The organism is Nostoc sp. (genome assembly GCF_036919495.1).
Taxonomy (GTDB): domain Bacteria; phylum Cyanobacteriota; class Cyanobacteriia; order Cyanobacteriales; family Nostocaceae; genus Nostoc.
Genome location: NZ_JBALBZ010000095.1, coordinates 1 through 25,522, shown reverse-complemented (window position 1 = coordinate 25,522; position 25,522 = coordinate 1). Strand labels below are relative to the sequence as shown.

Below are 25,522 nucleotides of genomic sequence, written 5' to 3'. Positions count from 1 at the left end.
TCCCTCAGTTTTACTTTTCCAACCATAGAACCTAAGCAGGGCTATTTCATTTTCATCTAGTCCGCCTCAGAATGAATTCTGAGTCTAATAGCGAAAGTCGTCTAAAGACGACTGAGACTCATGTTATAGTCCGTTCTAACGGACTTTAGCTAAAAGCCTGTGAACTTCAGTTCTGGGCGGTTTATGTCTAGAACGAAATAGCCCTAGGGAACTCCAAGAAATAAATTATCCAATATTGTGGGGTGGGCATCTTGCCCGCCTAGTCCATAGGGCGGGCGAGACGCCCACCCCACAAGAATTAATTGGATATTTTTTTATTTGGAAGTCCCCTAGAATCTAAGTATCGAATGAAAATTAGTTCGGATGTTTAGGAAAATTTCGGAATAAATAGACTAATACTGCTAAGTTCAACACAAGAATCAATATTTTTACAAGAGAAATCCCCCGAATTAATTCATAAATCTCTGGTGGAATACTGATACCGACAAGTACCAACACCAAGACATGTGCCCAACGCTTTTCGTACCATAAACCAACGGCTTCAATAGTGGTAACAATAGCATAGACTCCTGTTCCAATACCACTAAATGCCAAAGTTCGGGGATTTAAATTGATAACTTTCTTTAAAAGCCAATCAATAATTATCGATTTACCTTCTAAAACATAATTTTCTGAAAACACCTCTAGAGCTTGGTAATTTTTTAATGTCAATAATAAAGCGATCGAAGTAACCATAAGCAGCAAGGCGGCAAATGATTTGTAGAGAACAATTGCCACTAAACCCAATGGACGCTTTTTCAAACAACCTCCTAAATAAATATAGTAATCCGATTTGATTTTTGAACTTCTTTGCGTGGTGCGCGATAGGCAGGGAATAGGTAGTATGAAGTATGGGAATCAGCCTTTTCCAGTTGAGGGTGAGTTTTTCACCCAATCAAATAGGAGTCCTATAGAACCCAAACTTTGATTTACTTGTATGTGCGTAGGCTAGCAAAAACCGCAGCGATCGCAAATTAAGATAAATTATATCCAATGGAGATTAGCGGACTCGAACCGCTGACATCCTGCTTGCAAAGCAGGCGCTCTACCAACTGAGCTAAACCCCCATAAATTAAAATAGTATGTAAGTTTGGTTATCGAAGCTATTGTAACTTATATTGTTCCATTACCAAAGGGATGAAGCCAGAAAATATCCAAGTTGTTGCAGCACTGTATAAATTTGTCAAGCTGCCAGATTTTGCCGAGAAACGAGATCCTCTGCTGTCTTACTGTCAAACGCAAGGTGTGAAGGGGACAATTTTGCTGGCACAAGAAGGCATTAACGGTACAATTGCTGGTTCGCGTCAGGCGATTGATTCTGTTCTGTGGTTTCTGCGTACTGACCCTCGTCTATCAGACCTAGAATATAAAGAGTCCTATACCGAAATCCCGCCTTTTGAGCGAATGAAGGTGCGGTTGAAGCCTGAAATTGTTACTTTGGGATTGCCTGAAATTGACCCAAATGAACAAGTTGGTACTTATGTTAGTCCCCAAGAATGGAATGATTTGATTTGCGATCCAGAAGTAACTGTAATTGACACCCGCAATGATTATGAGGTGAATATCGGTACTTTCCAAGGAGCAGAAAATCCTCAAACTACCTCATTCCGGGAATTCCCCGATTATGTACTACGCCATCTCGACCCAACTAAACACAAAAAGGTTGCTCTGTTTTGTACAGGCGGCATTCGCTGTGAAAAAGCCTCATCCTTCATGCTTGCCCAAGGCTTTGCAGAAGTTTATCATCTCAAGGGCGGCATTCTCAAGTATTTAGAGGAAGTTCCAGCACAGGAAAGTTTATGGGAAGGGGAATGTTTTGTCTTTGACGATCGCGTAGCTGTCAGTCATGGATTGGAGGAAGGAAGTTGTGAGCGATGCTTCTGTTGTGGATATCCGATTTCTGAGTCAGATCAGGTATCTCCAAAGTATGAACAAGGTATCTCCTGTCCCTATTGTTTTGATAGCCTCACCGATGAAAAAAGAGCGCGTCAGCAGGAAAAATGGCGGCATTATCAAACCCAAGTTCTTAATTCCAAAAATCGGGATGTAAGTTAAAGAAGAATTCAGAATTCAGAAGCTTCAGTTAAGGATAATTCAGGATTTAAGGGCAATATTACTGTAAATGTAGTACCGATTCCAATTTGACTTGTGACGCTGATTTGACCTCTGTGAGCATCAACGCACCTTTTAACGATTACTAACCCTAATCCCGTACCCTGAATTGATTGGACATTTGAGGCTCGGTAGAATGACTCAAAAAGTCGCGCTTGGTCTGGTTCGGGAATCCCTATACCTTGATCTTGAATATAAAAAATTGCTACTTTATCAATCGGGTCGCAGATTAAATCAAACTGAATCTTCCCACCTGTTGGAGAATATTTAACCGCGTTTGAGAGGAGATTTTCAAACAGATAATGCAACAGTCCTTCATCCATTACAGCATCGGTGCGATCGCTATGACAAGTAAAAACAATTTCATGCAGGTTACTTTCAACAATAGAAAAATCTTCGATTAACTCTCGACAAAATTGTTCTAAGTTAAGTAGAACAGGGTTATATACGAGTTTTTCTGCTTCCGCTCGACCCATAAATAACACTTCTTCCATGAGCTTTTCTAGAGATTGCACAGCACCTTGAATTCGCTTTAAATAAACGCCTCTTTTGGCATTTGTCAAATTTGCTCCTTGCATTTCTATGAGTTCTACTGCTGTTTGAATAACAGTCAATGGATTACGGAACTCATGAGATACGGTAGAGATAAATAAGGACTTGAGACGATTAAGTTCTTGCTCTTTCTCCAAGGCTTGCTCTAGAAATTTTGTTTGGCGTCGTTCGCTAAGATCCCAGAAAACAATTACTACACCATTTATCTGATCAAGTCGTCGCTTTAGTGGTGAAGCACTATCGCCAATTGGAACTCTTTTTCCATCTCTTGTAATCAGAGATGTGAATTCCCCTAAATAAACAACTTGTTGATCTCGCAGGACTTTTGTTACTGGGTTTTCTAATGTAGCTCCTGTAACTTCATCGACAATATGAAAAATTTTCGTCGCCTCATTTCCTAAAGCATCTTTTTGCTGCCAGCCAGTCAACGCCTCAGCTGCGGGATTCATAAACGTCATTATTCCCTGCTCATCTGTAGCGATTACAGCATCACTCATTGAGTTTAAAAGGGTTGCTAATTGATCTCGATTCTCTCGCAATTCACGCTCTAATTGGTGTTGTATAAGACAGATTTCGATCGCTATTTTTAAATCTTTTATAGTAAAGGGTTTAACGATATATCCGAAAGGTTGGGTAATTTTAGCTCTTTCTAAAGTATGATCGTCACTATAAGCGGTTAAAAAAATTACAGGAACGTCTAACTGTTCACGAATAAGACTGGCAGTAGTAATACCGTCCATCTCACCTTTAAGAATAATATCCATTAGTACTAGTTCTGGTTGAGTTTCCCATGCCCTGGCAATGGCAACTTTTCCCGATGAAGCTGTACCCGTAACAATATATCCTAGTTGTCTGAGTTGGCTGGCAATAGTTCTAGCCACAATCACTTCATCTTCAACTACTAAAATCCTAGCTTGACCCATTTGATATTTACTGATGCAAAGTTAACTGCGTGAATTGGATTTTGAATACTGTTCCATGATTGCGTTCTATAGTAATGTCGCCTTCGAGTTGTTCTGTAACTAAGTCATATACTAACGACAGTCCCAAAGAATCAGTAGTTGTCCAATCTAAATTATCTGGTAAACCAATCCCATTATCTCGGATAGTCATCTCGATACTATTACCAACATTACGTAAAGCAATACTGATTGTGCCTGCTTGTTGGTTGGGAAAAGCATGCTTGAGGGCATTGGAAATTAATTCGTTAATAACTAATCCACAAGCAATAGCTTGGTCAACATTCAAACTCACTGAATCTATATCAGTTTCTAGACCAATTTTACCAGGCCATATTTGGTAAGAAATTAGCAAACTTGCTGCCAAATTCTCGATATACTCACCAACATCAATTTGTCCAATGTTAGCGGAAGTATATAAATTTTTATGAATTAAAGATATTGACTCAATCCGGTTCTGACTTTCTCGAAGAGCTTTGATGGCTTCTGGATCTTTAAGTGTTTGAGACTGGAGTTGTAATAAACTAGAGACAATTTGCAAATTATTTTTAACTCGATGATGAACTTCTTTTAATAGAACTTCTTTTTCAGCCAAGGCATTTTTTAACTTTATTTGAGCTTTTTGTCTTTGAACAAGTTCAGTTTGAGCTTGCTCAAGGATGCTGGATTGTTGAATTGCGATCGCTAATTGGACTGTCAGTTGATCGAGCAAATCTAATTGATTTTCTTCCCACTCGCGCAAACCAGAGCATTGGTGAGCAATCAGTAAACCCCAAAGGTTAGAGCCTGTGTTTTGAGAGCTTACTTCTAGTAAAATGGGCACGACTAAATTTGCTTTGACTTCAAACTGTTCTAACAAGCGAATATGGCAATCACTTAATCCGGCTTCATAAATATTAGCGATCGCTCTTTTACGTCTTTGATAATATTCCCCTCCTGCGCCTGTTTGAAAACATTTATCATGAATCTGAACGTCCAAAGAAACAGTCCATCCAGGTTCCACCGATTCCGCCACAATTGTGCCGATCATCTCTGGATTAAACTGATAAACTACCACTCGATCAACCCCAAGTAAATCTCGCACTTCTTGAACTGTTGCATTCAGAATATCTTGGAGATTCAATGATTGACGAATCCGTTGAGCAACAGTTCGCATCAATTGCTCCCGCTCGGCTTGGGCTTTTAGAGCTAATTCAGTTCGCTTACGTTCTGTGATGTCTTGCCCAATACCGATAATTTGACCATTTGAAAGTTTAACATTAGTCCAAGATGTATCGAGTAAATTACCATTCTGCATCTGAGTCTTAAAGTCGCTCCAATTGCGTTGTGCAGACTGAATAGAATTAATCACATCTTGTCGATATTCAGGATTAGAATATAGCGCTTCCAAGACATCGCCAGTTTGAAAGTCTTGAAATTTCCAGCCTAAAACACTTTCCCATTCTTGGTTCACCCATTGAAGTTTACCATTGGTATCAGTAAGTGAAATCATCAACGGTATACTTTCAAAAACTATCTGCAAAAAATCATTTTGCTCTTGAAGTTTTCTTTCTAAGTTTTTGCGTTTAGTAATATCATAAAAAACCGTTAAAATTGCTACTTCATTATTAAATTTTAAATATTGGAGTGAAGCGATCGCCCAAAAACAAGTTCCATCTGCTCTTTTTAATTGAAGTTCATAGTTATGAACAAAGCCATGTTGATTCAGGGCTTCTAATAATAATTTGAAATCGGTTGATTTATGGTATAAATCTAAAACTTCTCGATCAATGAAATCTTTTACTGAAAATCGAAAAGTTTTAATGAACTCTGGATTAGCATATAATATCAAATTGTCAGACACATGCGAGATAATTAATGGAATTGGAATGGCTTCAAAAATGACTCTAAATCTCGCTTCACTTTCTTGAAGTTTTATTTTGATTCGTTTATGTTCTGTTATATCTTGTATATTAACCAACCAAGCGTTATAACTGGCATAATCTATTTTATGTGTGACAATTTCAACATCAATAATCTCTCCGCATTTTCGCCGATGTTGCCATTGTCCAGAAAAATGTAAGTTAGAGTGCCTTTCTCTTAAATATTCTATAAATATAGGCACATCTTCTGAAGGGCGAATGTCAGTTATTCGCATTTGCAAGAACTCTTCTCGTGAGTAGCCATAGTGGACAACAGCAGCTTCATTTACATCTAAAAATTGCAGATTATTCTGGTTATATACCCACATTGGGTTAGGATTTTTAGAGAAAAGAAGATTAAAACTCCTTTGGCTATCATCAATAACTTTTTGCCGATGTAATTCTAAATATCTGATTACTTGTCTAGCTAACTGTTGTAAGGCTACTTGCTCTTTAACACCCAATCTTCGCGGTGCAAAATCAATTACACAAAGACTACCTAATGCAAAGCCGCTAGAAGTAATTAGGGGAACACCTGCATAAAAGCGGAAATAATGATTTGATGTTACAAGGGGATTTGTCGCAAACCGTTCATCTGATAAAGCGTCGGGGATAATTAATATTTTATTTTGTAAGATAGCATAATTACCAAAGGAAATACTTCGAGGAACTTCCGATATAGTTACCCCAATTTTTGACTTGAACCATTCCCGTTCTACATCAACTAGGCTAATAAGAGCGATTGGTGTTTCACAAAGGTTAGCAGCTAGTTGAGCTAATTCATCAAAAATTTCTTCTGGTGGCGTATCTAAAATTTTATACTGATTAAGTACTTCTAAACGTTGGATTTCATTCTCTGGAAATAGCATTAGTGGTTGTGTAAAAAAAATGATTTGTACTACTAGATTTAATTTGCTGAAATCTAAAAATATAATTAATTTTCTATGAGGTATGCAAATTTTATGATGTATTAAATTCGCTTGCAATTTCAATGTGGAACAACTGATAATTTCTCGATAAAAAACTTAAGAGCAACATCTAAGCTCTTTGATACTTAGGAATAAAAAACAAGGATCTGTATTTAAAAAAATTTATCAAAAAAGTATATATTGGTTTAATCTTCTACGAATCTGGCGCTGGAAAATATGTTTGATAGTTTACACTAAACAAAGATAAATTGTACGTATACGCAAAGAACACAGAAAAAAACTTTCTGCATTCTTTGCGCCTCCAGATTATTTTTATCTTGGGCGTCCCAAAGTCGTGATATATAGAACAGCTTCATCGGCAGGAATACCCAAAACTTCATTTACTTGGTCATCAAAGAAGCCACCAATACCACTAACACCTACATTTAGATTTATGGCTGCTAAATTTAAGCGTTGTCCTAAATGGCCGGCATCCAGATGTAAGTAACGGTAAACGCGATCGCCATATTGTGCGATCGCAGCTTTCAAATCGGCTGTATGGAAAAGCACCGCAGCTGCATCCCGCCCTAATTCTTGCCCCAAACAGAGAAAATGTAACTCTCGCCGAAAGTTTTTAAACCGAATTTGGCGTAATTCTTGGGCTTTGGGTGCGTAATAATAACAACCTGCCTCCAATCCTTTAACTCCGCAAACAGCAATAAATGTTTCTATTAAATTCAAATCAAAGTAATCTGGAGAAATATCTAAACTTTGGTCGATGTAATTTTGCGGTTGGTAAGCGAAATCAAGTAAACTTTTTAATTCATCCAAAGTTAAATCATCACCATTATAAGCACGGGTAGAGCGTCGCTTATACATAGTGGTTTCCAATTCTGACAGCTTTTGTCCCCAGTCTATAGGCGCAGTACTGGTAGGAATTTTCAAACAAAAAGGAAAGTTATATTTATCCTCCAAAGATTTTTCTTGTTTAATAGTTGGTAGATTAAGATTGCCAGTTACACCTGATTGGATCTGGGTGTGTCGATGGAAATATGTCAGCAATTCGCCATCGGGAATTTCTGGATAACTGGTTTCGGTGGTGGAAGGTAAAGCAGTACATCCTAATGGTAAATTTTGATTGACATCTAACAAATCTGCCAGAGGTAAGATAGCGATCGCACCTTCTTGTTGCGGATCTATATAAAGTAGATCGTTTACCGATTCATCCACAAAACCGCCGATTAAGTGGGGGCGATAGTCAGTAATCGCACCAGCTAACTCGATATTGCCTAACAAGTGTCCTGTATCTAGAAAAATCCGCCGATAAGCCCGATCTTCATAGCGCCACGCAGAACGATAGAAAACCGCAGTCACAATAATTGCTAGTTGAGTATTTTCTAGAGAAGGATGCCAGAAACAAGCAGCTTGGAGATTTTGCCAAACATCACTTTCCCAATAATGCATGAGAGAATGAGTCCGACACTGGTAGTTATATAGACCAGGTGGCAATAACGCCGTACCACGAGAAACCACATACACCTCAGCCGGGTACAACCCGCCTGCACTGGGAGCAGCACGTAAATACACCGCGCTACCCATAGAGGGCATTCTCGCCGTTAATCCATAGCTGCGAAACAGCAGGCGTGAAAGTCTTTGCCACCATTGAGCATCTGGGTTATTAGCAAATCCCTCTGTTTTTTCTTGGATATAGGGTTTGAGATCAAAAGTAGAGCCAATTTTGTACTCTTTGAAAGGCACTGGCTGTTTAGCCCAGTCTAACTGCTGACTTTTAGAGGCGAGAGTATCAGGGTTGTATTTAGTCCGTTCGTGGTAATGCTGGGCAATTGATTGGTGTAATTCTGGCATAGTACTTTTAATATCCTTAAGGCATCCTTTTTTTGATCTTGGCATTCTTCAGCCTCATTATTTCGTGTCAATTCGTACAATCCTCATAGTCACAAAGTGGTAATTGGTAACAACTGCATTGGGGAATGGGGAATGGCCATCTGGGCAAAAAGAATGTAGAGACGTAGCACTGCTACCTCTCTGCAAGGGTTCTGAATCATGCATATTTAATTTTTGGACATGTCTAATATTTTCACAACCGCCGAATTGCAGTTTCTAACCCTTGACATACACCGCTAAGAAAATCCAAATTTAAAGTAGCGATCGCATCACTAGCTTTGTGATAATGGGGATTTCGCAAGAATGCCGTATCTGTCACCATCATTGCCGGATAACCCAAATCCCAAAAAGGTGCATGATCGCTAAGTCTGGTTTGGGGAACTATTAAACCTCGATTCGGCACAGGTAGCCATTGACTAGGTACGCCAGCTTTGCGAATATTACGGCTCATGCCAATTAAATCAGGTAATGTTCGCAAATTACCAATTAAAGCAATAAAGTCACCTCTGTCTGGGTAGAAGCGTTCCAGAGGAGGGGGGTAACTTTGGGAACCAGGCGTAGAATCGGTATAACCCAGCATTTCTAAGGAAATCATTAAGCGTAGCTGTTGCTTTTGTTCGTGCAACAGGGCTGCATAATCAGCACTACCCAGTAAGCCGTATTCTTCCATATCGAAAGCAACTAGCCTTAAGGGATATCTTATAGCTTGGGCAGCAAACTTTCTAGCTAATTCCAGCAACACCGCCACACCAGTGGCATTATCATCAGCCGCTACTGTTCCCGGAACGCCATCATAATGAGCGCCAATTAAAATCGGTGGCAAATCCTTTTTTTGTCGTCCCCCTTGGGAAGGTAAATTTAATATCAAGTTCTTACAAGCTTTACCCCTGACTTCAAAGGTGTGGATTTCCACACTCCCCCATTGGGAAAATTGCTGGCGGATGTATTCTTGGACAAAAAAATGTCCAGCCGTTGCCATGTAAGGATCGCGTTCTCGCGCAATCTCAGCCAGGGAAGTTTGTAATCGCTCTGTTAAATTCAAATGTTTAAAATAGTGGCAATATTAAGGTTTTCAGGCACTCAAACAAACAAAGCAAGTATTATTAAGGTGCATTTATAAACTTGCAGAGACAGTACATAGAAAGGATAACAAGAATTGAGGCTGCTTGGACATACCAATCATCGTCAATGCTATCCTAGTCTTGCAACTATCTGCTCTAGCTGAACTTCTTAGCTTATTGCCTTAATGATGACTATTATACCATTGAGGTGTTTTCATCCAATAGCACAAAGCTAGAGGTAGTTCCGCCCAATCATAATAAATATATAAGACACTTTAGGAGAAGAGTAACGCATGGGCAAGGTAGTCGGCATCGACTTGGGTACAACCAACTCAGTAGTCGCCGTTATGGAGGGTGGCAAGCCGGTGGTGATTGCCAATGCAGAAGGAATGCGAACAACCCCCTCCGTAGTTGGCTTTAGCAAAGAAGGCGAAAGGGTGGTTGGGCAAATGGCACGGCGACAAACCGTCCTCAATCCACAAAATACCTTTTTTGCAGTGAAACGCTTCATTGGGCGCAAGTATGCCGAACTTAGTCCAGATTCCAAGCGTGTACCCTACACCATCCGCAAGGACGAAGTAGGCAATATTAAAGTTGCTTGTCCCCGGCTCAATAAGGATTTCGCCCCAGAAGAAATTTCGGCAATGGTGCTGAAGAAATTGGCCGACGATGCTAGCCGCTATTTGGGCGAACCGGTAACAGGGGCAGTGATTACAGTACCCGCTTATTTTAATGATTCTCAACGGCAAGCAACCCGCGATGCTGGCAGAATTGCCGGTTTAGAGGTGCTGCGGATTCTCAATGAACCAACTGCTGCATCTTTGGCTTATGGATTAGATCGGGGTGACACGGAAACTATCCTAGTATTTGACTTGGGTGGTGGTACTTTTGACGTGTCGATTTTAGAAGTAGGCGATGGCATATTTGAAGTTAAAGCTACCAGTGGAGATACCCAACTTGGTGGTAACGATTTTGACAAAGTTATAGTAGATTGGCTAGCAGAACAATTTCTGGAAGCCGAAGGGGTAGATTTAAGACGCGAGAGACAATCTTTACAACGTCTGATGGAAGCGGCGGAAAAAGCCAAAATTGAGCTTTCTGCTGTCAGCGTCACCGAAATTAACTTACCTTTTATTGCTGCCGATCAGGAAGGCCCTAAACATCTGGAAACTCGTCTAACGCGTTCTCAATTTGAAGGCTTGTGTGGTGATTTGGTGGGGCGATTGCGGACACCAGTGAAACGCGCCCTCAAAGATGCCGGACTCTCATCCAGAGACATTGAAGAAGTAGTGTTAGTTGGCGGTTCTACACGAATGCCAATGGTGAAGCAGCTAGTACGGGACTTAATTGGCATAGAACCTAACGAAAACGTCAACCCTGATGAAGTAGTGGGAGTGGGTGCAGCAATTCAAGCCGGAATTCTCGCAGGCGAACTCAAAGATGTGCTGCTTTTGGATGTCACACCCCTTTCTATGGGATTAGAAACCATCGGCGGCGTAATGAAAAAACTTATTCCCCGCAATACTACTATCCCAGTCCGTCGTTCTGACATTTTTTCTACGTCCGAAAATAACCAGAATACTGTGGAAATCCACGTAGTCCAGGGCGAACGAGAAATGGCAGCAAATAATAAGTCTTTAGGACGTTTCAAGCTGTATGGCATTCCACCAGCGCCACGAGGAATTCCCCAAGTTCAGGTGTCATTTGATATTGATGCTAACGGGATTTTACAGGTAACAGCCTTAGATAGAACCACTGGGCGAGAGCAGAGTATCACCATTCAAGGCGCTTCTACCTTGAATGAGTCAGAAGTGAATCGGATGATTCAGGATGCTCAAAAATACGCCGATGTCGATCGCGAACGTAAAGAACGGGTAGAAAAGCGGACTCGTTCTGAGGCGTTGATTTTCCAAGCAGAACGACAGCTTAGAGAAGTAGCACTGGAATTTGGTATGCAGTTTGCCCGAAACCGCCGCCAAAGAATTGATAATATTTGCCGAGATTTAAAAGAGAGTCTTAAGGAAAATAGCGATCGCGGTATTGACCAAGCATACGCCGATTTGCAAGATGCTCTCTATGAGCTAAATCGGGAAGTCAGGGAAACTTATGCTGAAGATGAAGATGACGACTTGTTTGGTACAATCCGTGACATCTTTACTGGTGATAAAGATAAAGAACGCGACTTTCCTAAAGATGCATATCGGGAACGCGACTCATACAGTAAGGACTATGGCAGAGATTACGGTAAAGACTATGGCAGAGACTATGGGCGAGACAATAGTCGAGACAGTCGTTCTTCCTCCTATGAAAGCCAAAGCCGTCCGCCACGCAAATCCCGTCCCAGTTACCAAGATAATTGGGATGATGAAGAAGACAATGATTGGTTGTAATACTCCTAATAAAAGCGAAAAGTGAGGAGTTAGAGTGAGAAGTGAGGAGTTAAAAATTAAATCTTTCAACTCCTGTACAGACGCGATTAATCGCGTCTCTACTCTTAATTAAGCCAAAATCTAAAATCTAAAATTTAAATAACTGAGCTATGCAAAATTTGCCGAATTTCCGCGATTATTACGAAATTTTAGGAGTATCTAAAGATGCCTCTGGTGAGGAAATTAAAAAAGTTTATCGGCGGTTAGCAAGACAATATCACCCCGATCTCAATCCGGGTAACAAAGAATCGGAGGAAAAATTTAAGGATATTGGCGAGGCTTATGAAGTCCTTTCGGACTCAGCCAAGCGATCGCAATACGACCAGTTTAGCCGCTACTGGAAGCAAAAAGGCTTTGCGGCCAACAAACAGACGCCAAAGGCTAAAACCTGGCAGACTGGTGCTAGCGATCGCAACAGTAATCAGGAGGTAGATCCAAGCCAATTCTCTGATTTTGAAAGCTTTATTAATCAAGTTATCGGCGTCAAAAATAAAAATACGGCAAATAACTCCAATAATGGCAATAATACCGATCCGTTTCGTTCCCCCAGAACAAAAGTTGCCTACACAGTTAGCACCCCACCTCGCACTACCCGTCGAGATATAGAAGCCAGATTAACCCTCCCACTAGAAAAAGCTTATCAAGGTGGTAATGAACGCATTCGTTTGGAAGATGGGCGATCGCTAGAAGTTAGTATGCCTCCAGGTATGGTAACAGGTCAAACCATCCGTTTGCGGAACCAAGGCGTTAGTGGTGGCGACTTATACTTAAAAATTACCGTTAATCCCCATCCATTATTTAAGCTAGAAGGTTTAAATATCCTCTGCCAAGTGCCAGTTACTCCCACTGAAGCAGTTTTGGGAGGACAGGTAGAAGCACCAACTCTCGATGGCCCTGTAAAAATGACCATCCCTGAAGGAGTTAGGTCTGGTCAAAAATTCCGGCTAGGGAATAAAGGCTACCCTAGCGATGATGGCAAACGTGGCGATCAATTAGTGGAAATTCAAATAGTTACCCCGAAAAATATTAGTCAAGAAGAACGAGAACTCTACGAAAAGTTACGGCAAATTGAAACCTTTAAACCCCGTGCTGATTTATTGGGCTAGGGATGAGATAGCATATCCAGCTATTGACCAAAATAATTTGTAAGTAATGCTATAAGTCTCTTAATTTATCAGTGGAGAAAAAATATAATCAATATTTTAAGCCCTCTCATTTATTCGTAGAGACTTAACTATAAATTACAAATTACGAATTATTTTGACCTCAACTTTCTTCTTGAAAAATAGTTTCTATATCTTGTGACCCGTGCAATATACGTGCAATTTCTATGCCTTCGTCTATTGGGCGATAAAAAATTAAATAATTTTTTACCGGAAAACTTCGCAAAAAAGGTGCTAGTTCAGTCCGTTCTCTGCCATTTGAGGAAATTTAGCCAGTTTTGGAAAACTTTCTCGCAGAATATCAAAAAGTTTATTAGCAGCTTTTAAATTATTTGGCGCTACATATTTCCAGATATTTTCAATATCTTGCGCTGCTTGAGTAGAAATCCGAAATCGACTCATACAGAATCGCTGTCAGCCAATTTTTCCTGTCCTCGTGCTTTAATATTTGCAAAAAAAGCCGAAAGTGACTCGTCATTATATTCAGTATACTGACCGCTCTCAAGTTGCTTAATCCCAATGTCTATCTGACTGCGTAACGCTTCTAGCTTGAATTTTTGAAGTTCTTCCTCAAGATGAGCGAGTTTATCTATCATCTGCTGAAACGCTTGCGCTTCATGTACCACAACCTCCGCTTTCCCATTTACAGTTAGTACAAGTGGCGACTTTGTAGACTTAATCCGCTCTAGGTAATCCTTGGCATTGCGCTTGAAATCGGTGAGAGTTTGAATATTTTCGAGATTAATTTTGATATCCATCGCATCTAATTCAATGCTTTATAAAATATTTTATCAAATACTTGACCTGCTATGTCTTCTTCCGGCTTCGCCAATCACAAAGGATTTAGAATATAAAAAATATCTTTGAGCAAGGTGACTCAAATAGCCGTGAATCAAAACGGGGCAATGCCACAAAGCAGTAAACCAACTTATTACTCCCTGCTAGGACTGCATCCCTCGGCATCGGTAATCGACATTCGTCGTGCTTATAGGCAACTGAGCAAACGTTATCATCCTGATACTACAGACTTGCCTACTGCGATCGCCACTCTCAAATTTCAGCAAATCAACGAAGCCTACGCTACCCTTAGCCATCCAGAACGGCGGTTAAGCTATGATTCAAAAATTGGCTATTCTCGCTTTGCGGTGATTCAACCACCTCCTGACTTGAACCATCCCGTCTCGCGTCATGACTGGTCAAAATCAGCTTACCTCGATCCTAGCGATCGCCCCCTCTCATCTGGCGAAATTTTTGCTTTATTTATGCTGGTGTTAACATTTGTAGGTTGTCTGATACTAGCAATTGCCATTGGCTTAACTCGTGGTGAGGCTGCGATCCATTCGCCTTTGCTACAGCCAACTCCTTCTGTACAACAGCAAATTAACCATGTATTGCAACTAATTACCCCTATAGTAATTAAAAACTAAAAAATTTCCTAATCCAAAATCTAAAATCCAAAATTCCTATGCCTCTTCTTCCCTCTGATACCCCGTTATATAATCATCCCCTGCCACAAATTGAACAGTGGCTAAAAAACCAAGGCTGTCAACAAGACGACACACAGAGGCATTGCTGGCATATACAGCGCCCTAGTTGGAAAGCTGAACTATGGCTCGATGTTGAGCAAATCGTAGTGCGATATGTCCAATCTGGGGAAAATGGGCAAGATATCCAACGTTCATTCAAGTATTCTCTTAGTCGGGATGATGTAGAACAAGCGGTGTTTTCTGGGCCATAAATATCGCTTTTGAGTGATGACAACAACCGCTAATCATGAATCAATGCCTGAGATTATCTGGACATCCTATCTTCCTTACCGTGCAACCGGAAGAGGCTTTGATCTTGATCTGATTGAAAAGATCCTACGCTTCTTTTGCGAACGATATTATGATGTATAAACCGATCGGGCGATCGCAGTTGGAAAGCATGGTGAACAGCTAGTTTTAATTCCCTATGAACAAAGTGAAAATACAATTACACCGATTACAATTCACGCCACAACTCGACAACAAATTCGATTTCGTCTAAAAACCGGACGGTTAATCACAAATGTCTAACATTAAGCAACAATTGCCACAAATAAACTATTTCAAAGAAGAGGATATTCTTCATCTGCTCATCTCCGAAGAGCCAGAATCAGCAAGTATTGAAATTAGTCCAAATGTGACTGCTGAACTGAATGCAGCCGGAGAGTTGATAGGCGTGGAAATTCTCAATGCCAGTAATTACATCCGAGATTTTATTTTGGAATCTGTTCAGGGTAAGCTGTTGAACTTGGTTCGCAGCAAAGTATAGCCAGCGATCGCCGATCGCACTATGACTGCTAAATGCGATCGCCAGCTTTGTCTTCACTTTGCATCAAGGACGTACCATTCTTCCAAAGCTCATACTCGCTAAGATCAATCTCTTCATTCCACACAATCCCATAACCCCCTGGCTCTACTTTAAAGTTCTTAAAAAAAGCAGGTTGTCGAAGTGGAGAAAACATTGGAGTATCTAAGAGATGACGAACATCGTATTTTTTCACCTCTTGATTGGTAAATTCAATCAGTAAAGTAGTATCATCCATTGCTTTGGCTTGATGGATTCGGGGATACAACATAGCTGCTCCTAACTAAATTTACTCCAAAGGAGGTAGCTTACGAAACTGCGAGCATCTCAATGAGTGTAAAACACACGTTTGGTGAGATTGCTGGCGCACAGCCTTAATTTCAGCCATGATATTATCGTCTGTAATGTCATCAACCGGGAGTTGAGCATAAAGTTATTGAATTAAAGCCCTCAAATCTGAACGTAAATCTACTAAAACCAACGCTCTGGCAACCTCTGCCCGTTCCTCTGGTTGCAACTGTTGCACAGCCGTAATGAGTTGTTCCAGGGTGATAGGAATCGATACCATATCAATAGCCATCATTAAGTTTATTAAATTGTAGTGCGATCGCCAATCTTGTAGCTTCGCTAACGCATCCTACATACTTAATGAATGTAATATCTTATACTTTTCCAAATCGCCGTTCGCGTTGCTGGTAGGCACATAAGGCGCGGTGAAACTCAGCCCGGTCAAAATCGGGCCAAAGAGCATCGGTAATGTAAATTTCTCCATAAGCCATTTGCCAGAGAAGAAAATTTGAGAGGCGCATTTCTCCACTGGTGCGAATTAACAAATCTGGGTCAGTAATTCCGGCTGTGTACAAGTGGCTCTCAAATACCTGTTCATTAATTTCATCTGGTTGTAGCAGACCTTGCTGAACTTGTTTTGCGATCGCCTGACAAGCTTGTAAAATCTCCTGTCGTCCGCCATAATTAGTTGCTACTGAAAACCGGATACCACCATTATCCTTGGTTGCTTCCATTGAACGGTATATTTCTTGTTGGAGCGATCGTGGGAGAGCCTGTAAATTTCCCACAAACTTAATTTGCACATTCTCTTCGACCATTTCTCGCAGTTCTTGGCGCAAAACTCTTTGAAACAGAGTCATTAAAAAATCCACTTCTTCCTGCGGTCTTTTCCAGTTCTCCGTTGAAAAAGCATAAGCCGTCAACGCCTGAATTCCCCAATCCTGACAACAGCGAAGTAAATCCTTGAGAGCATCTACTCCGCGCTTATGGCCCATAATTCGAGGTAAACCCTGACGTTTAGCCCATCGACCATTGCCATCCATAATCACCGCAACGTGCTGCGGCAATAGTTCTCGTTTTAAGTCAGTAGGCAAATCTTGCAGTTTAGTTTGTTGTGCTGTCATTTTTTATCTCGAGAAGCGGTCGATGGTAATCTGAGTAAACGTGAAACCAGTGCTAGTGTCTTCCTACCTATCTGACGAACAAAAGTTAACAGACCAGGAGCTACAGCTTCCCTATCCACGATTGGGGACAAAAGAGCCTCTAATGACTCTTTCAACTTCCTAATCGTCAGGGGTCTATTTAGGGTTCCCCGTTCCGCTAAGGAAATAGAACCCGTTTCTTCAGACACAACGACACAAATGCAATTTTCGACCCGCTCAGTAATTCCCATTGCCGCCCGGTGGCGTGTTCCCAACTGGCGCGAGGCTGTGCGTCCCGAAAGTGGTAAAATTATACCCGATGAGATGATCCGTGAGCCACGAATCAATGTAGCCCCATCGTGTAACAAAGTTTTCGGCTGAAAAATTGTCTGGATTAGTTCTTTAGAAACCTCCGCATTTAGCTTTACTCCTGGCACAGAAAAATCTCGCTCATCAATTGGCCCTGTGGTTTCCACAATTAGTAAAGCTCCAATGCGGTTTTTTGACAATTCTTTAACAGCCTCAACAATTTCATCAATTACACTATCAGATTTGGGGATTGCCAGCCGGTCGGGTTGAAACAGCTGGCGGAATTCGCCACGCCCTAATTGCTCCAAAAACCGCCGAAACTCTGACTGTAGAGCAACTGCCATCGCTACAGCACAACCAATCACCAACTTTTCCAGTACAAAATTTAGCAGAGGTAGTCCTAATTTGCCACTTAGTGCGGAGGCTAGCATTAAAATAATGAATCCCCTCACCATCCACAGTGTTCGGCGCTCACTAATAATAACTAGTATCATGTACGTCAGCGCCAGCACTAACACAATATCCAGAGCCCCAAGTAGCAAGGACTGTGACCATCCCAGGTTTATCAGCCATTGCTTCCACCAATCTCTCATGACATCTGGATTACACTTTTGCCTCTAATTACATTTAGTCATTTGTTATTAAACCGCGTCTACTGTGAAAACCGTAGTTTTTTGTAATGAGGCTAAAGCTCAAAACTCAAGCCACGACAGAATAATATACTCTCTTCAAAAACTCTAGGTTTCAAAATAGACGCGGTTTAGCTCCTAGCTAATGACCAATAACCCTCCGAGTGACGCTCCTGCGTCGCTATCGCTTTGCTAACGCCAGATCACCTGCGGAGGGAAACCCTGCCGCAGTGCTGGACTCACCAAGGACTAATGACTATTTTTCAGCCTTTCTGGTAGGCGATCTTGTCGAATTAAGTCTTGATAAGTTTCACGTTGCAAAATTAAATTTGCTTCGCCATTCGCCACCACAACTGCTGCCGGTCGGGGCAAGCGGTTGTAGTTAGATGCCATACTGTAATTGTACGCACCAGTTCCCATAACTACGAGAATATCTCCTGGTTCAGTCTTTGGGAGTAGGGCATTCTTAATCAGAATATCTCCTGATTCACAATGTTTACCAGCAATTGTGACTGTTTGGGTTAAAGGTGAAGACATTTTATTGGCAACTACTGCCCGATAAACTGATTGGTATGTAATCGGGCGGGGATTATCAGACATTCCCCCATCGATCGCTACGTAGGTACGAATTTCTGGGATAACTTTGGATGAACCAATAGTATAAGCAGTGACGCAAGCTGTGGCAATTAGCGATCGCCCTGGTTCACTCAATAATTTCGGCAAAGGCAGATTTTCGACAGCACAAGCTTCTTGAATTACTTCACAAATCGCCTTCACCCACTCTTCAATACTAGGGGGATCGTCTGATTCTGTGTACTTAATCCCTAAACCGCCCCCAACATTTAACTCTGTAATATTTAAACCATACTTCCCGGCATCCCGGAGCCACTGCACCATAACAGCCGCCAAATCTTGATGCGGTTGGCGCTCAAAAATTTGGGAACCAATATGAGCATGTACTCCTACGCAATTAAGGGCAGGTTGTTGACTTACAAAGGTAAAAACTTCATCTAAATCATTGGGATCAAAGCCGAATTTGCTATCTAAGTGTCCCGTGCGAATATATTCGTGCGTGTGACACTCGATACCGGGAGTAAGCCGTAGCATGATGCGGATTGATTGACCAGGTTGGGCAATTTCCACAAGGGTACGCAACTCATACCAGTTATCCGCCACAACGGTAACACCAGACTCGATCGCTAAAATTAATTCTTCACGAGATTTATTATTTCCGTGAAGGTAAATTTTATTGGGACTAACACCTGCTTGCAAGGCAGTGTAAAGTTCGCCCCCGGAGACTACATCGATACCTAAACCCTCAGATGCTGCGATCGCACAAACTGCTAAACAATTCCAAGCTTTTGAGGCGTACAATACTTGAGATTCGCCCTTGTAATATTGCTTGAAAGCATCTCGGTATTGCTGACAAGCCGAGCGCAGGGTTTCTTCATCTAAAATATATAAAGGTGAACCAAACTGCTCAACTAGGGTTGTGACATCACACCCACCAATTTCTAGGGAGTCATGATTATGGACTCTGGCAGTTAAGGGTAAAAGTTCCTGATTAGGCGATAAATTTGCCTTGGTGTCATGCCTTTGAGGTAAATATTGACTTCCAGAATGTTGAACCCCAGTGGGGTGAGTCGATACCATAACTATAAAAGTTTTCCTTGTTCAAATTACGGGCTTTGAGTTCGTCTCCCGATTCCCAGTGTACAAAGGGTTTGTAACGTTATTCAACAAATGTGATCTCATTAGACTTAGAAATTAAATTACTGACATTAGAAAATCTCAGTGCCATTCTGGAACTCGATCAAGCTTGTTTTGGCGGACTTTGGACAATGGATGGCTACAAACGAGAATTAGATAGTCCCAACAGCGATATACTCGGTTTATTTTCTGCCTCCTCCAGCACAAGTTTGCTAGGAATGGGTTGCTTTTGGTCAATTTTAGACGAAGCCCACATTACAATTTTGGCGGTTCATCCTCAATATCACCGTCAAGGAATGGGTGCGGCTTTATTATATTCACTCATTAAGACAGCTTGCGATCATAAAATGGAGCGAGCTACCCTCGAAGTCCGAGCTTCCAACTTGGCGGCAATATCTTTATATCAAAAATTTGGCTTCAAAACAGCTGGGCGGCGGCGGCGCTACTACCAAGATAATGATGAGGATGCTTTAATCCTTTGGCTCCCAGATTTACAACACCGCAAATTTAAAGCAACTTTAGACCAGTGGTATTCCATTGTCAGCGATCGCCTCGAAAAATCCTCTTGGCACTTGCTTTTTAAGTAAGTCTGCGAGAAGATTTATAACTATGTCATTGCGTTCGGAGCAAAGCAAAGTGAAGCAATTACACGGGTTTTGAAAGTTTTACATTTTGTTATATAGTTAGCTTTATTTGGGCCTACCTGTTTAGTTGGGTATGAGTATTTTTGAATTATTGGGGCTTGCGATCGGCTTCAGCAAAAAAATGTAACTTTGTTGCGCCTATTTTTATTTAAATATTTTATCTAAAAAGCATATTAGATAAATAAATCATATATTAATTATTTTTGCTTGATATTAAAAAGTATATATGTTAAGTATAAAAGTTTGGGATCGAATCAATAAACTCTCAATGTAAGCAGTGAACTGTTTGTAATAAATCCCAAAAAGGCTGGTGAACTAAAGCTCCTCAGTACACTAGCCAGATAAGAGTAGTCAATAGTTAACAATTAGCCCATCAACTAAAGTCATAGCTTCAGGATGTCTATAATCTGTTATACAGGCATCCAAAAGCTTTGCCTGTGCTAAAATCAGCATACCGGCACGACCGCAGATGATGGGATAAAGCCATGTTTGAGCGCTTCACAGAAAAAGCCATTAAGGTAATCATGCTGGCCCAAGAAGAGGCCCGCCGTTTAGGTCACAACTTTGTCGGAACCGAGCAGATCCTCTTGGGTCTGATTGGCGAAGGCACTGGGGTGGCTGCCAAGGTGCTGAAATCAATGGGTGTCAATCTCAAAGATGCCCGAATTGAAGTTGAAAAAATTATCGGACGGGGATCAGGCTTTGTTGCCGTGGAAATTCCGTTTACGCCACGGGCAAAGCGAGTTCTAGAACTCTCCTTGGAAGAAGCACGCCAACTGGGGCATAACTACATTGGCACCGAGCATCTGCTGTTGGGCCTAATCCGCGAAGGGGAAGGCGTCGCAGCCAGGGTGCTAGAAAACCTCGGTGTGGATCTATCTAAGGTAAGAACCCAAGTCATCCGCATGTTGGGAGAAACTGCCGAAGTTTCACCAGGTGGTTCATCCGGGCGCACAAAAACCCCGACTCTGGATGAATTTGGCTCAAACCTGACTCAGATGGCAATGGATAATAAGCTCGATCCAGTGGTGGGACGCGCTAAGGAAATTGAGCGAGTGATCCAGATATTGGGTCGCCGAACTAAAAATAACCCAGTGCTAATTGGGGAACCAGGGGTTGGTAAAACAGCGATCGCTGAAGGTTTAGCTTCACGCATTGCCACGAAAGATATCCCTGACATCCTCGAAGATAAACGCGTCGTCACCTTGGATATTGGTTTGCTCGTAGCAGGAACCAAGTACCGGGGTGAATTTGAAGAACGCTTGAAAAAAATCATGGATGAAATCCGCTCTGCGGGTAATGTCATTCTCGTGATTGATGAGGTACACACCTTAATTGGTGCGGGTGCAGCAGAAGGTGCTATTGACGCAGCAAATATCCTCAAGCCAGCTTTGGCTAGGGGTGAGTTGCAGTGCATCGGTGCTACAACCCTAGATGAATACCGGAAGCACATCGAGCGAGATGCAGCGCTAGAGCGGCGTTTCCAGCCAGTAATGGTTGGCGAACCTACAGTTGATGAAACAATTGAAATTTTATATGGTTTGCGCGAACGCTACGAGCAACACCACAAACTGAAAATCTCCGACGAAGCATTGGTGGCGGCGGCGAAATTGTCAGACCGTTACATTAGCGATCGCTACCTCCCAGATAAAGCCATCGACTTAGTTGATGAAGCTGGTTCTAGAGTGCGCTTGATTAACTCCCAACTGCCACCCGCAGCCAAAGAGTTAGACAAAGAACTGCGTCAGATATTAAAAGAAAAAGATGACGCGGTGCGCTCTCAAGACTTTGACAAAGCTGGGGGATTGCGCGATCGCGAAATGGAAATCAAAGCCGAAATCCGAGCGATCGCTCAAAGCAAGACCAATGCAACAGGTACAGAAGGTGAAGAACCTGTAGTTACAGAAGAAGACATTGCCCACATTGTCGCTTCTTGGACTGGAGTACCGGTGAACAAACTCACCGAATCTGAATCTGAAAAGCTGCTGCACATGGAAGACACCTTGCATCAGCGTTTAATTGGTCAGGATGAAGCTGTGAAGGCAGTCTCACGAGCAATTCGTCGCGCTCGTGTCGGCTTGAAAAATCCCAATCGACCCATAGCTAGCTTTGTCTTCTCTGGGCCTACTGGTGTAGGTAAAACCGAGTTGGCGAAGTCCTTAGCTGCTTACTTCTTCGGTTCCGAAGAAGCGATGATCCGCTTAGATATGTCCGAATACATGGAGCGTCACACCGTCAGCAAGCTGATTGGTTCGCCTCCAGGTTATGTTGGGTATAACGAAGGTGGTCAGCTGACCGAAGCCGTGCGGCGGCGTCCTTACACCGTGGTGTTGTTCGACGAAATCGAAAAAGCACACCCCGATGTATTCAACATGTTGCTGCAAATTTTGGAAGACGGTCGGTTAACTGATGCCAAAGGTCGCACGGTGGACTTCAAGAACACCTTGCTGATTTTAACTTCCAATATTGGTTCTAAGGTAATTGAAAAAGGCGGTAGCGGTATCGGCTTTGAATTCTCCGAAGATGCCAGCGAGTCAACTTACAATCGGATTCGCTCTTTGGTGAACGAAGAACTCAAACAGTACTTCCGTCCAGAGTTCCTCAACCGACTCGATGAAATTATCGTCTTCCGTCAGTTGAACAAGCCGGAAGTGACCCAAATCGCCGAAATTATGCTCAAGGAAGTATTTGGTCGTCTAACTGAAAAGGGTATCACCTTAGAAGTCACAGACCGCTTCAAGGATCGGTTGATCACTGAAGGTTACAGTCCCAGCTACGGCGCGAGGCCATTACGTCGGGCAATTATGCGCCTGTTAGAAGATAGCCTAGCAGAAGAAATTCTGTCTGGTCGCATCAAGGATGGCGATACAGCCCTTGTTGATGTGGATGAAAATGGTATTGTCCAAGTTAGTTCTCAACAGCGTCGGGAATTGTTACCCCAAGGTGTTGAGTAAGATTTAGGGTTTGGGATTTAAGTCTCAAATAGAAAATTAGAAAACGGTAGAGTGTTTATTGCTCTACCGTTTTTTTGACTCTCTGAGGCAAAAAATTATTTAAACTAATTGTTAGATATTTGACAAACTCTTTTGTATATCTCTTGTACAAACCAAGATATTACTTTTTGGATAGTCTCAAAATTTTCGTTTGAATCGTATAATTTCTTTGCATAATAACCCAATTGATTTAGTTGTGAATCTAAATCAGATTTACTGCCATGAGTCTTTAAAGCTCTTAATTTATTCATATTCATTATTGTCAAAAAATTTTCTTTTAGATGCTGCGTTTCCATATAGTTAGGTTTAATAATTTCAAAAAATATCTGAACTGATGCAGGAAGGCTTTGTCTTCGGATTTTTTCTATGTTTTTTCTATCAACGTAGATGCCATCAATGTTTTTTAAATTTTCTGATTTGATGGCAGAATTTGGCACATTTACATATATTTGCGGTAAATCCCAATTACTATTTTTTCGCTTATCATAAGATGATTTAACTCTATTATAAGCTTCTAAAAATGATTTATTATTTTCATTAATATATTTATATTCTTCATCAAAAAGAACTTCGATTGCAGATTCTAAAGTATTACGAGCAGACTCAGAAAAAGTTGTAATCTGCTTTTTATCTCGGCATTCAGCCATATCTTTACTATATTTTTTTAAGTTATCAACCCAAGATGAATAATTTGCATCCGTTATATATGAATAATCAATATAATATTCATCTGGGATCTTTGGCTGTTTCTGAGTTTTTTGGAAATTTTCTTTATCAGTGTTAATTGTGATGTTATCAATTGATTTATTAGTTAATGCTTGTGTTTCAGATAACTTATAAATTTGCTCTGATAGTTGATTTATATTACTAGAAAAATTATCATGTAATCTAATAAATTGACAATTTATTTCATTAGATAATAAATAAATATCACTTTTTAGGTCTTGAATTTCTTGTTTTAATTCTTCATCCATATAATATCCAGCATTGTGCATTTAGACAATTTACTGAGGGTTACTAATTTTAGTATAAAGCTCTAAATATTTTTGATAGATAGAATCATTTCTTCCCTTAACCATACCTATAAACTCTATTTTCCCCCGAAGTACTTGTTTAAAATTTTGTTTCTCCTTGGCGGGTAATCTGCTTTGAGATTCATACTTTTCTTGATACTCTTTTTCCACAGCCTCAAGCCCAAATTTAGCCCAAGCATGAAGCATAGCACGAACCTGACGCACATACCTTCGATCAACATTAGGAAACAGATTAGTCGTTAATCCCGTTACTTCTTGATGATTTCCTTTGACTTGCAGTCGATTTTTATGATTATTTACCTCAAATCCATTATCATTAATAATTGATAATAATCTATTACCAATAAAAATTTTATCTACATCTTCTTCAGGTACTATATATGCTAATTCTTCAGGAAACTTAGGTAAAGTTGTTGAGAAAGTAATATCATCTGCATATCTTGTATAAGTCGCTTTGTACTCTTTTGCTAAACGTTGCAATTGACTATCCATCTTGGCACAAATCATATTAGTTACGATGGGTGAAGTTGGCGCACCTTGAGGTAACTTATTGTCATGACAACAAATCTGTGCTAATACAGTCGCTACATCTGGATGTAAACCATAGGGTGTAGCCATAAACATACCCCGGACTCGACCAAAATTAATCGACGGAAAAAAATCAGTTAAATCAAGATTTAGAACATAGCGTTTTTTAGTATGAGCTTGAGCATTAGTTACAATATTTTTCCCCATCACAAACCCATGCACTGATGGTTTTATCTCATACACTGTTTGCAATACTTGATTAAGTTTTGTCTGAATAATTTTAAGTGCAGTTATCGGAGTTGATATCTGACGAATACCACCAGACTTTTTAGGAATCTCAAAAGTTTTATAGCGTTTGCCAGTTTCAACAAGATATATATGATAAACAAGCCGAGGATAGGAAACCTCTAAAAGGTCAGCTATATCCATTGGTTGTTTAAGAGAGTAAAATTTCTCTCGTAAAGATTCGGGGCTATCTGTGAGAAGCAACTGAGAGTTTTTTTTCACTTTGTCCCCTGAGTTATCCTTAATCAGCTATCTTTTGAGCGATGTAACAGCCATATTTAGATTTAGCATTGACACAGATATCATGCTAATTTCTACGATTGGAAATAAAAAAATATCACTTGCGGATGTATTCTCGCCTATTCGGATAAGGAGCAAGCAGCAATTTAGAAGGCTAAAAAGCTCGTAAAGCTGACCGTGAAATACACCGTCGCAGGATCAACAACGGAAATCAATACCTATTCCCGCAAGTGATCGAAGTGGTTTGTCTAAGGAATCATTGCTTACGGGAGCATCCCATTTTTGCAGAAATACTGATTCATGAGTGTAGTATGGGGAGAACACAATACTTACTTAAACCATAGGCATGACCCCCGAAGA

General features: G+C 40.9%; 21 protein-coding genes, 1 tRNA gene and 1 pseudogene. 8 read left to right on the top strand and 15 right to left on the bottom strand.

The genetic code is table 11. From position 1 onward, the window contains the following. Positions 1-354: 354 nt before the first annotated feature. The gene (locus V7K25_RS14265; protein WP_335158926.1) at positions 355-801 is read right to left on the bottom strand and encodes a DUF2127 domain-containing protein; all 447 of its coding nucleotides are present in this window, start codon (positions 799-801) and stop codon (positions 355-357) included. 232 nt (positions 802-1,033) lie between these two features. After that, positions 1,034-1,106 (bottom strand) — tRNA-Ala (locus V7K25_RS14260). A 70-nt stretch (positions 1,107-1,176) separates the two neighbouring features. Between V7K25_RS14260 and trhO the strand changes: the two genes are divergently transcribed. Continuing rightward, entirely contained in the window at positions 1,177-2,094 is a 918-nt protein-coding gene (gene trhO, locus V7K25_RS14255) for an oxygen-dependent tRNA uridine(34) hydroxylase TrhO (protein ID WP_335158924.1), read from the top strand. An 8-nt stretch (positions 2,095-2,102) separates the two neighbouring features. Here trhO and V7K25_RS14250 read toward each other — a convergent pair whose 3' ends face one another. The 4 genes from V7K25_RS14250 to V7K25_RS14235 all read right to left on the bottom strand — a co-directional run bounded on the left by V7K25_RS14250 (position 2,103) and on the right by V7K25_RS14235 (position 9,418). Further along, positions 2,103-3,626 carry a hybrid sensor histidine kinase/response regulator gene (locus V7K25_RS14250; protein WP_335158922.1) on the bottom strand — a complete coding sequence of 508 codons (1,524 nt, stop codon included), beginning with the start codon at positions 3,624-3,626 and terminating at the stop codon, positions 2,103-2,105. 7 nt (positions 3,627-3,633) lie between these two features. After that, the gene (locus V7K25_RS14245; protein WP_335158920.1) at positions 3,634-6,432 is read right to left on the bottom strand and encodes a PAS domain S-box protein; all 2,799 of its coding nucleotides are present in this window, start codon (positions 6,430-6,432) and stop codon (positions 3,634-3,636) included. Positions 6,433-6,804: 372 nt separating this feature from the next. Then, entirely contained in the window at positions 6,805-8,337 is a 1,533-nt protein-coding gene (locus V7K25_RS14240; RefSeq protein ID WP_335158952.1) for a SagB/ThcOx family dehydrogenase, read from the bottom strand. Between the two features lie 232 nt (positions 8,338-8,569). Continuing rightward, entirely contained in the window at positions 8,570-9,418 is an 849-nt protein-coding gene (locus V7K25_RS14235) for a M28 family peptidase (protein ID WP_335158918.1), read from the bottom strand. 312 nt (positions 9,419-9,730) lie between these two features. Between V7K25_RS14235 and dnaK the strand changes: the two genes are divergently transcribed. Both dnaK and V7K25_RS14225 read left to right on the top strand, forming a co-directional pair. Further along, complete coding sequence (gene dnaK / locus V7K25_RS14230) at positions 9,731-11,827, top strand: molecular chaperone DnaK (protein ID WP_335158916.1); 2,097 nt, start codon at positions 9,731-9,733, stop codon at positions 11,825-11,827. Between the two features lie 149 nt (positions 11,828-11,976). After that, on the top strand, positions 11,977-12,972 hold the full coding sequence (locus tag V7K25_RS14225; RefSeq protein ID WP_335158914.1) for a J domain-containing protein: 996 nt from the start codon (positions 11,977-11,979) through the stop codon (positions 12,970-12,972). A gap of 160 nt (positions 12,973-13,132) precedes the next feature. On the opposite strand, the pseudogene V7K25_RS14220 reads toward V7K25_RS14225, so the two are convergent. After that, positions 13,133-13,431 (bottom strand): annotated as a pseudogene (locus V7K25_RS14220) (type II toxin-antitoxin system RelE/ParE family toxin). Then, on the bottom strand, positions 13,428-13,787 hold the full coding sequence (locus V7K25_RS14215) for a type II toxin-antitoxin system Phd/YefM family antitoxin (RefSeq protein WP_335158912.1): 360 nt from the start codon (positions 13,785-13,787) through the stop codon (positions 13,428-13,430). The pseudogene V7K25_RS14220 and the gene V7K25_RS14215 overlap by 4 nt, the downstream one beginning before the upstream one ends. 147 nt (positions 13,788-13,934) lie before the next feature. Here V7K25_RS14215 and V7K25_RS14210 point away from each other — a divergent pair, with 147 nt between their 5' ends. The 3 genes from V7K25_RS14210 (at position 13,935) to V7K25_RS14200 (ending at position 15,324) form a co-directional block, all read left to right on the top strand. After that, positions 13,935-14,456, top strand: a complete 522-nt coding sequence (locus V7K25_RS14210) for a J domain-containing protein (RefSeq protein ID WP_335158950.1) — start codon at positions 13,935-13,937, stop codon at positions 14,454-14,456. Between the two features lie 38 nt (positions 14,457-14,494). Continuing rightward, the gene (locus V7K25_RS14205) at positions 14,495-14,767 is read left to right on the top strand and encodes a DUF3143 domain-containing protein (RefSeq protein ID WP_100898769.1); all 273 of its coding nucleotides are present in this window, start codon (positions 14,495-14,497) and stop codon (positions 14,765-14,767) included. Between the two features lie 311 nt (positions 14,768-15,078). Further along, the gene (locus tag V7K25_RS14200) at positions 15,079-15,324 is read left to right on the top strand and encodes a DUF2283 domain-containing protein (RefSeq protein WP_229492248.1); all 246 of its coding nucleotides are present in this window, start codon (positions 15,079-15,081) and stop codon (positions 15,322-15,324) included. A gap of 28 nt (positions 15,325-15,352) precedes the next feature. On the opposite strand, the gene V7K25_RS14195 is transcribed toward V7K25_RS14200, so the two are convergent. The 5 genes from V7K25_RS14195 to lysA all read right to left on the bottom strand — a co-directional run bounded on the left by V7K25_RS14195 (position 15,353) and on the right by lysA (position 19,381). Next, complete coding sequence (locus tag V7K25_RS14195) at positions 15,353-15,631, bottom strand: DUF2442 domain-containing protein (RefSeq protein WP_335158909.1); 279 nt, start codon at positions 15,629-15,631, stop codon at positions 15,353-15,355. A 162-nt stretch (positions 15,632-15,793) separates the two neighbouring features. Beyond that, positions 15,794-15,943, bottom strand: a complete 150-nt coding sequence (locus V7K25_RS14190; protein ID WP_335158907.1) for a hypothetical protein — start codon at positions 15,941-15,943, stop codon at positions 15,794-15,796. A 79-nt stretch (positions 15,944-16,022) separates the two neighbouring features. Next, on the bottom strand, positions 16,023-16,772 hold the full coding sequence (locus V7K25_RS14185) for an isoprenyl transferase (protein WP_335158905.1): 750 nt from the start codon (positions 16,770-16,772) through the stop codon (positions 16,023-16,025). Then, positions 16,769-17,692, bottom strand: a complete 924-nt coding sequence (gene cdaA, locus V7K25_RS14180) for a diadenylate cyclase CdaA (protein WP_335158903.1) — start codon at positions 17,690-17,692, stop codon at positions 16,769-16,771. The genes V7K25_RS14185 and cdaA overlap by 4 nt, the downstream gene beginning before the upstream one ends. 285 nt (positions 17,693-17,977) lie before the next feature. Then, the gene (lysA, locus tag V7K25_RS14175; RefSeq protein ID WP_335158901.1) at positions 17,978-19,381 is read right to left on the bottom strand and encodes a diaminopimelate decarboxylase; all 1,404 of its coding nucleotides are present in this window, start codon (positions 19,379-19,381) and stop codon (positions 17,978-17,980) included. A 92-nt stretch (positions 19,382-19,473) separates the two neighbouring features. On the opposite strand from lysA, the gene rimI reads away from it, so the two are divergent. Both rimI and V7K25_RS14165 read left to right on the top strand, forming a co-directional pair. Beyond that, positions 19,474-20,025 (top strand): ribosomal protein S18-alanine N-acetyltransferase, encoded by a 552-nt coding sequence (gene rimI / locus V7K25_RS14170; protein WP_335158899.1) that lies wholly within the window; start codon positions 19,474-19,476, stop codon positions 20,023-20,025. Positions 20,026-20,567: 542 nt separating this feature from the next. After that, entirely contained in the window at positions 20,568-23,036 is a 2,469-nt protein-coding gene (locus V7K25_RS14165; protein WP_335158897.1) for an ATP-dependent Clp protease ATP-binding subunit, read from the top strand. 104 nt (positions 23,037-23,140) lie between these two features. Here V7K25_RS14165 and V7K25_RS14160 read toward each other — a convergent pair whose 3' ends face one another. Together V7K25_RS14160 and V7K25_RS14155 are read right to left on the bottom strand one after the other, a co-directional pair. Continuing rightward, positions 23,141-24,049: a hypothetical protein gene (locus V7K25_RS14160; RefSeq protein WP_335158895.1), complete on the bottom strand. Its 909-nt coding sequence runs from the start codon at positions 24,047-24,049 to the stop codon at positions 23,141-23,143. Between the two features lie 30 nt (positions 24,050-24,079). Then, positions 24,080-25,144 (bottom strand): reverse transcriptase domain-containing protein, encoded by a 1,065-nt coding sequence (locus V7K25_RS14155; RefSeq protein WP_335158893.1) that lies wholly within the window; start codon positions 25,142-25,144, stop codon positions 24,080-24,082. Positions 25,145-25,522: the final 378 nt, after the last annotated feature.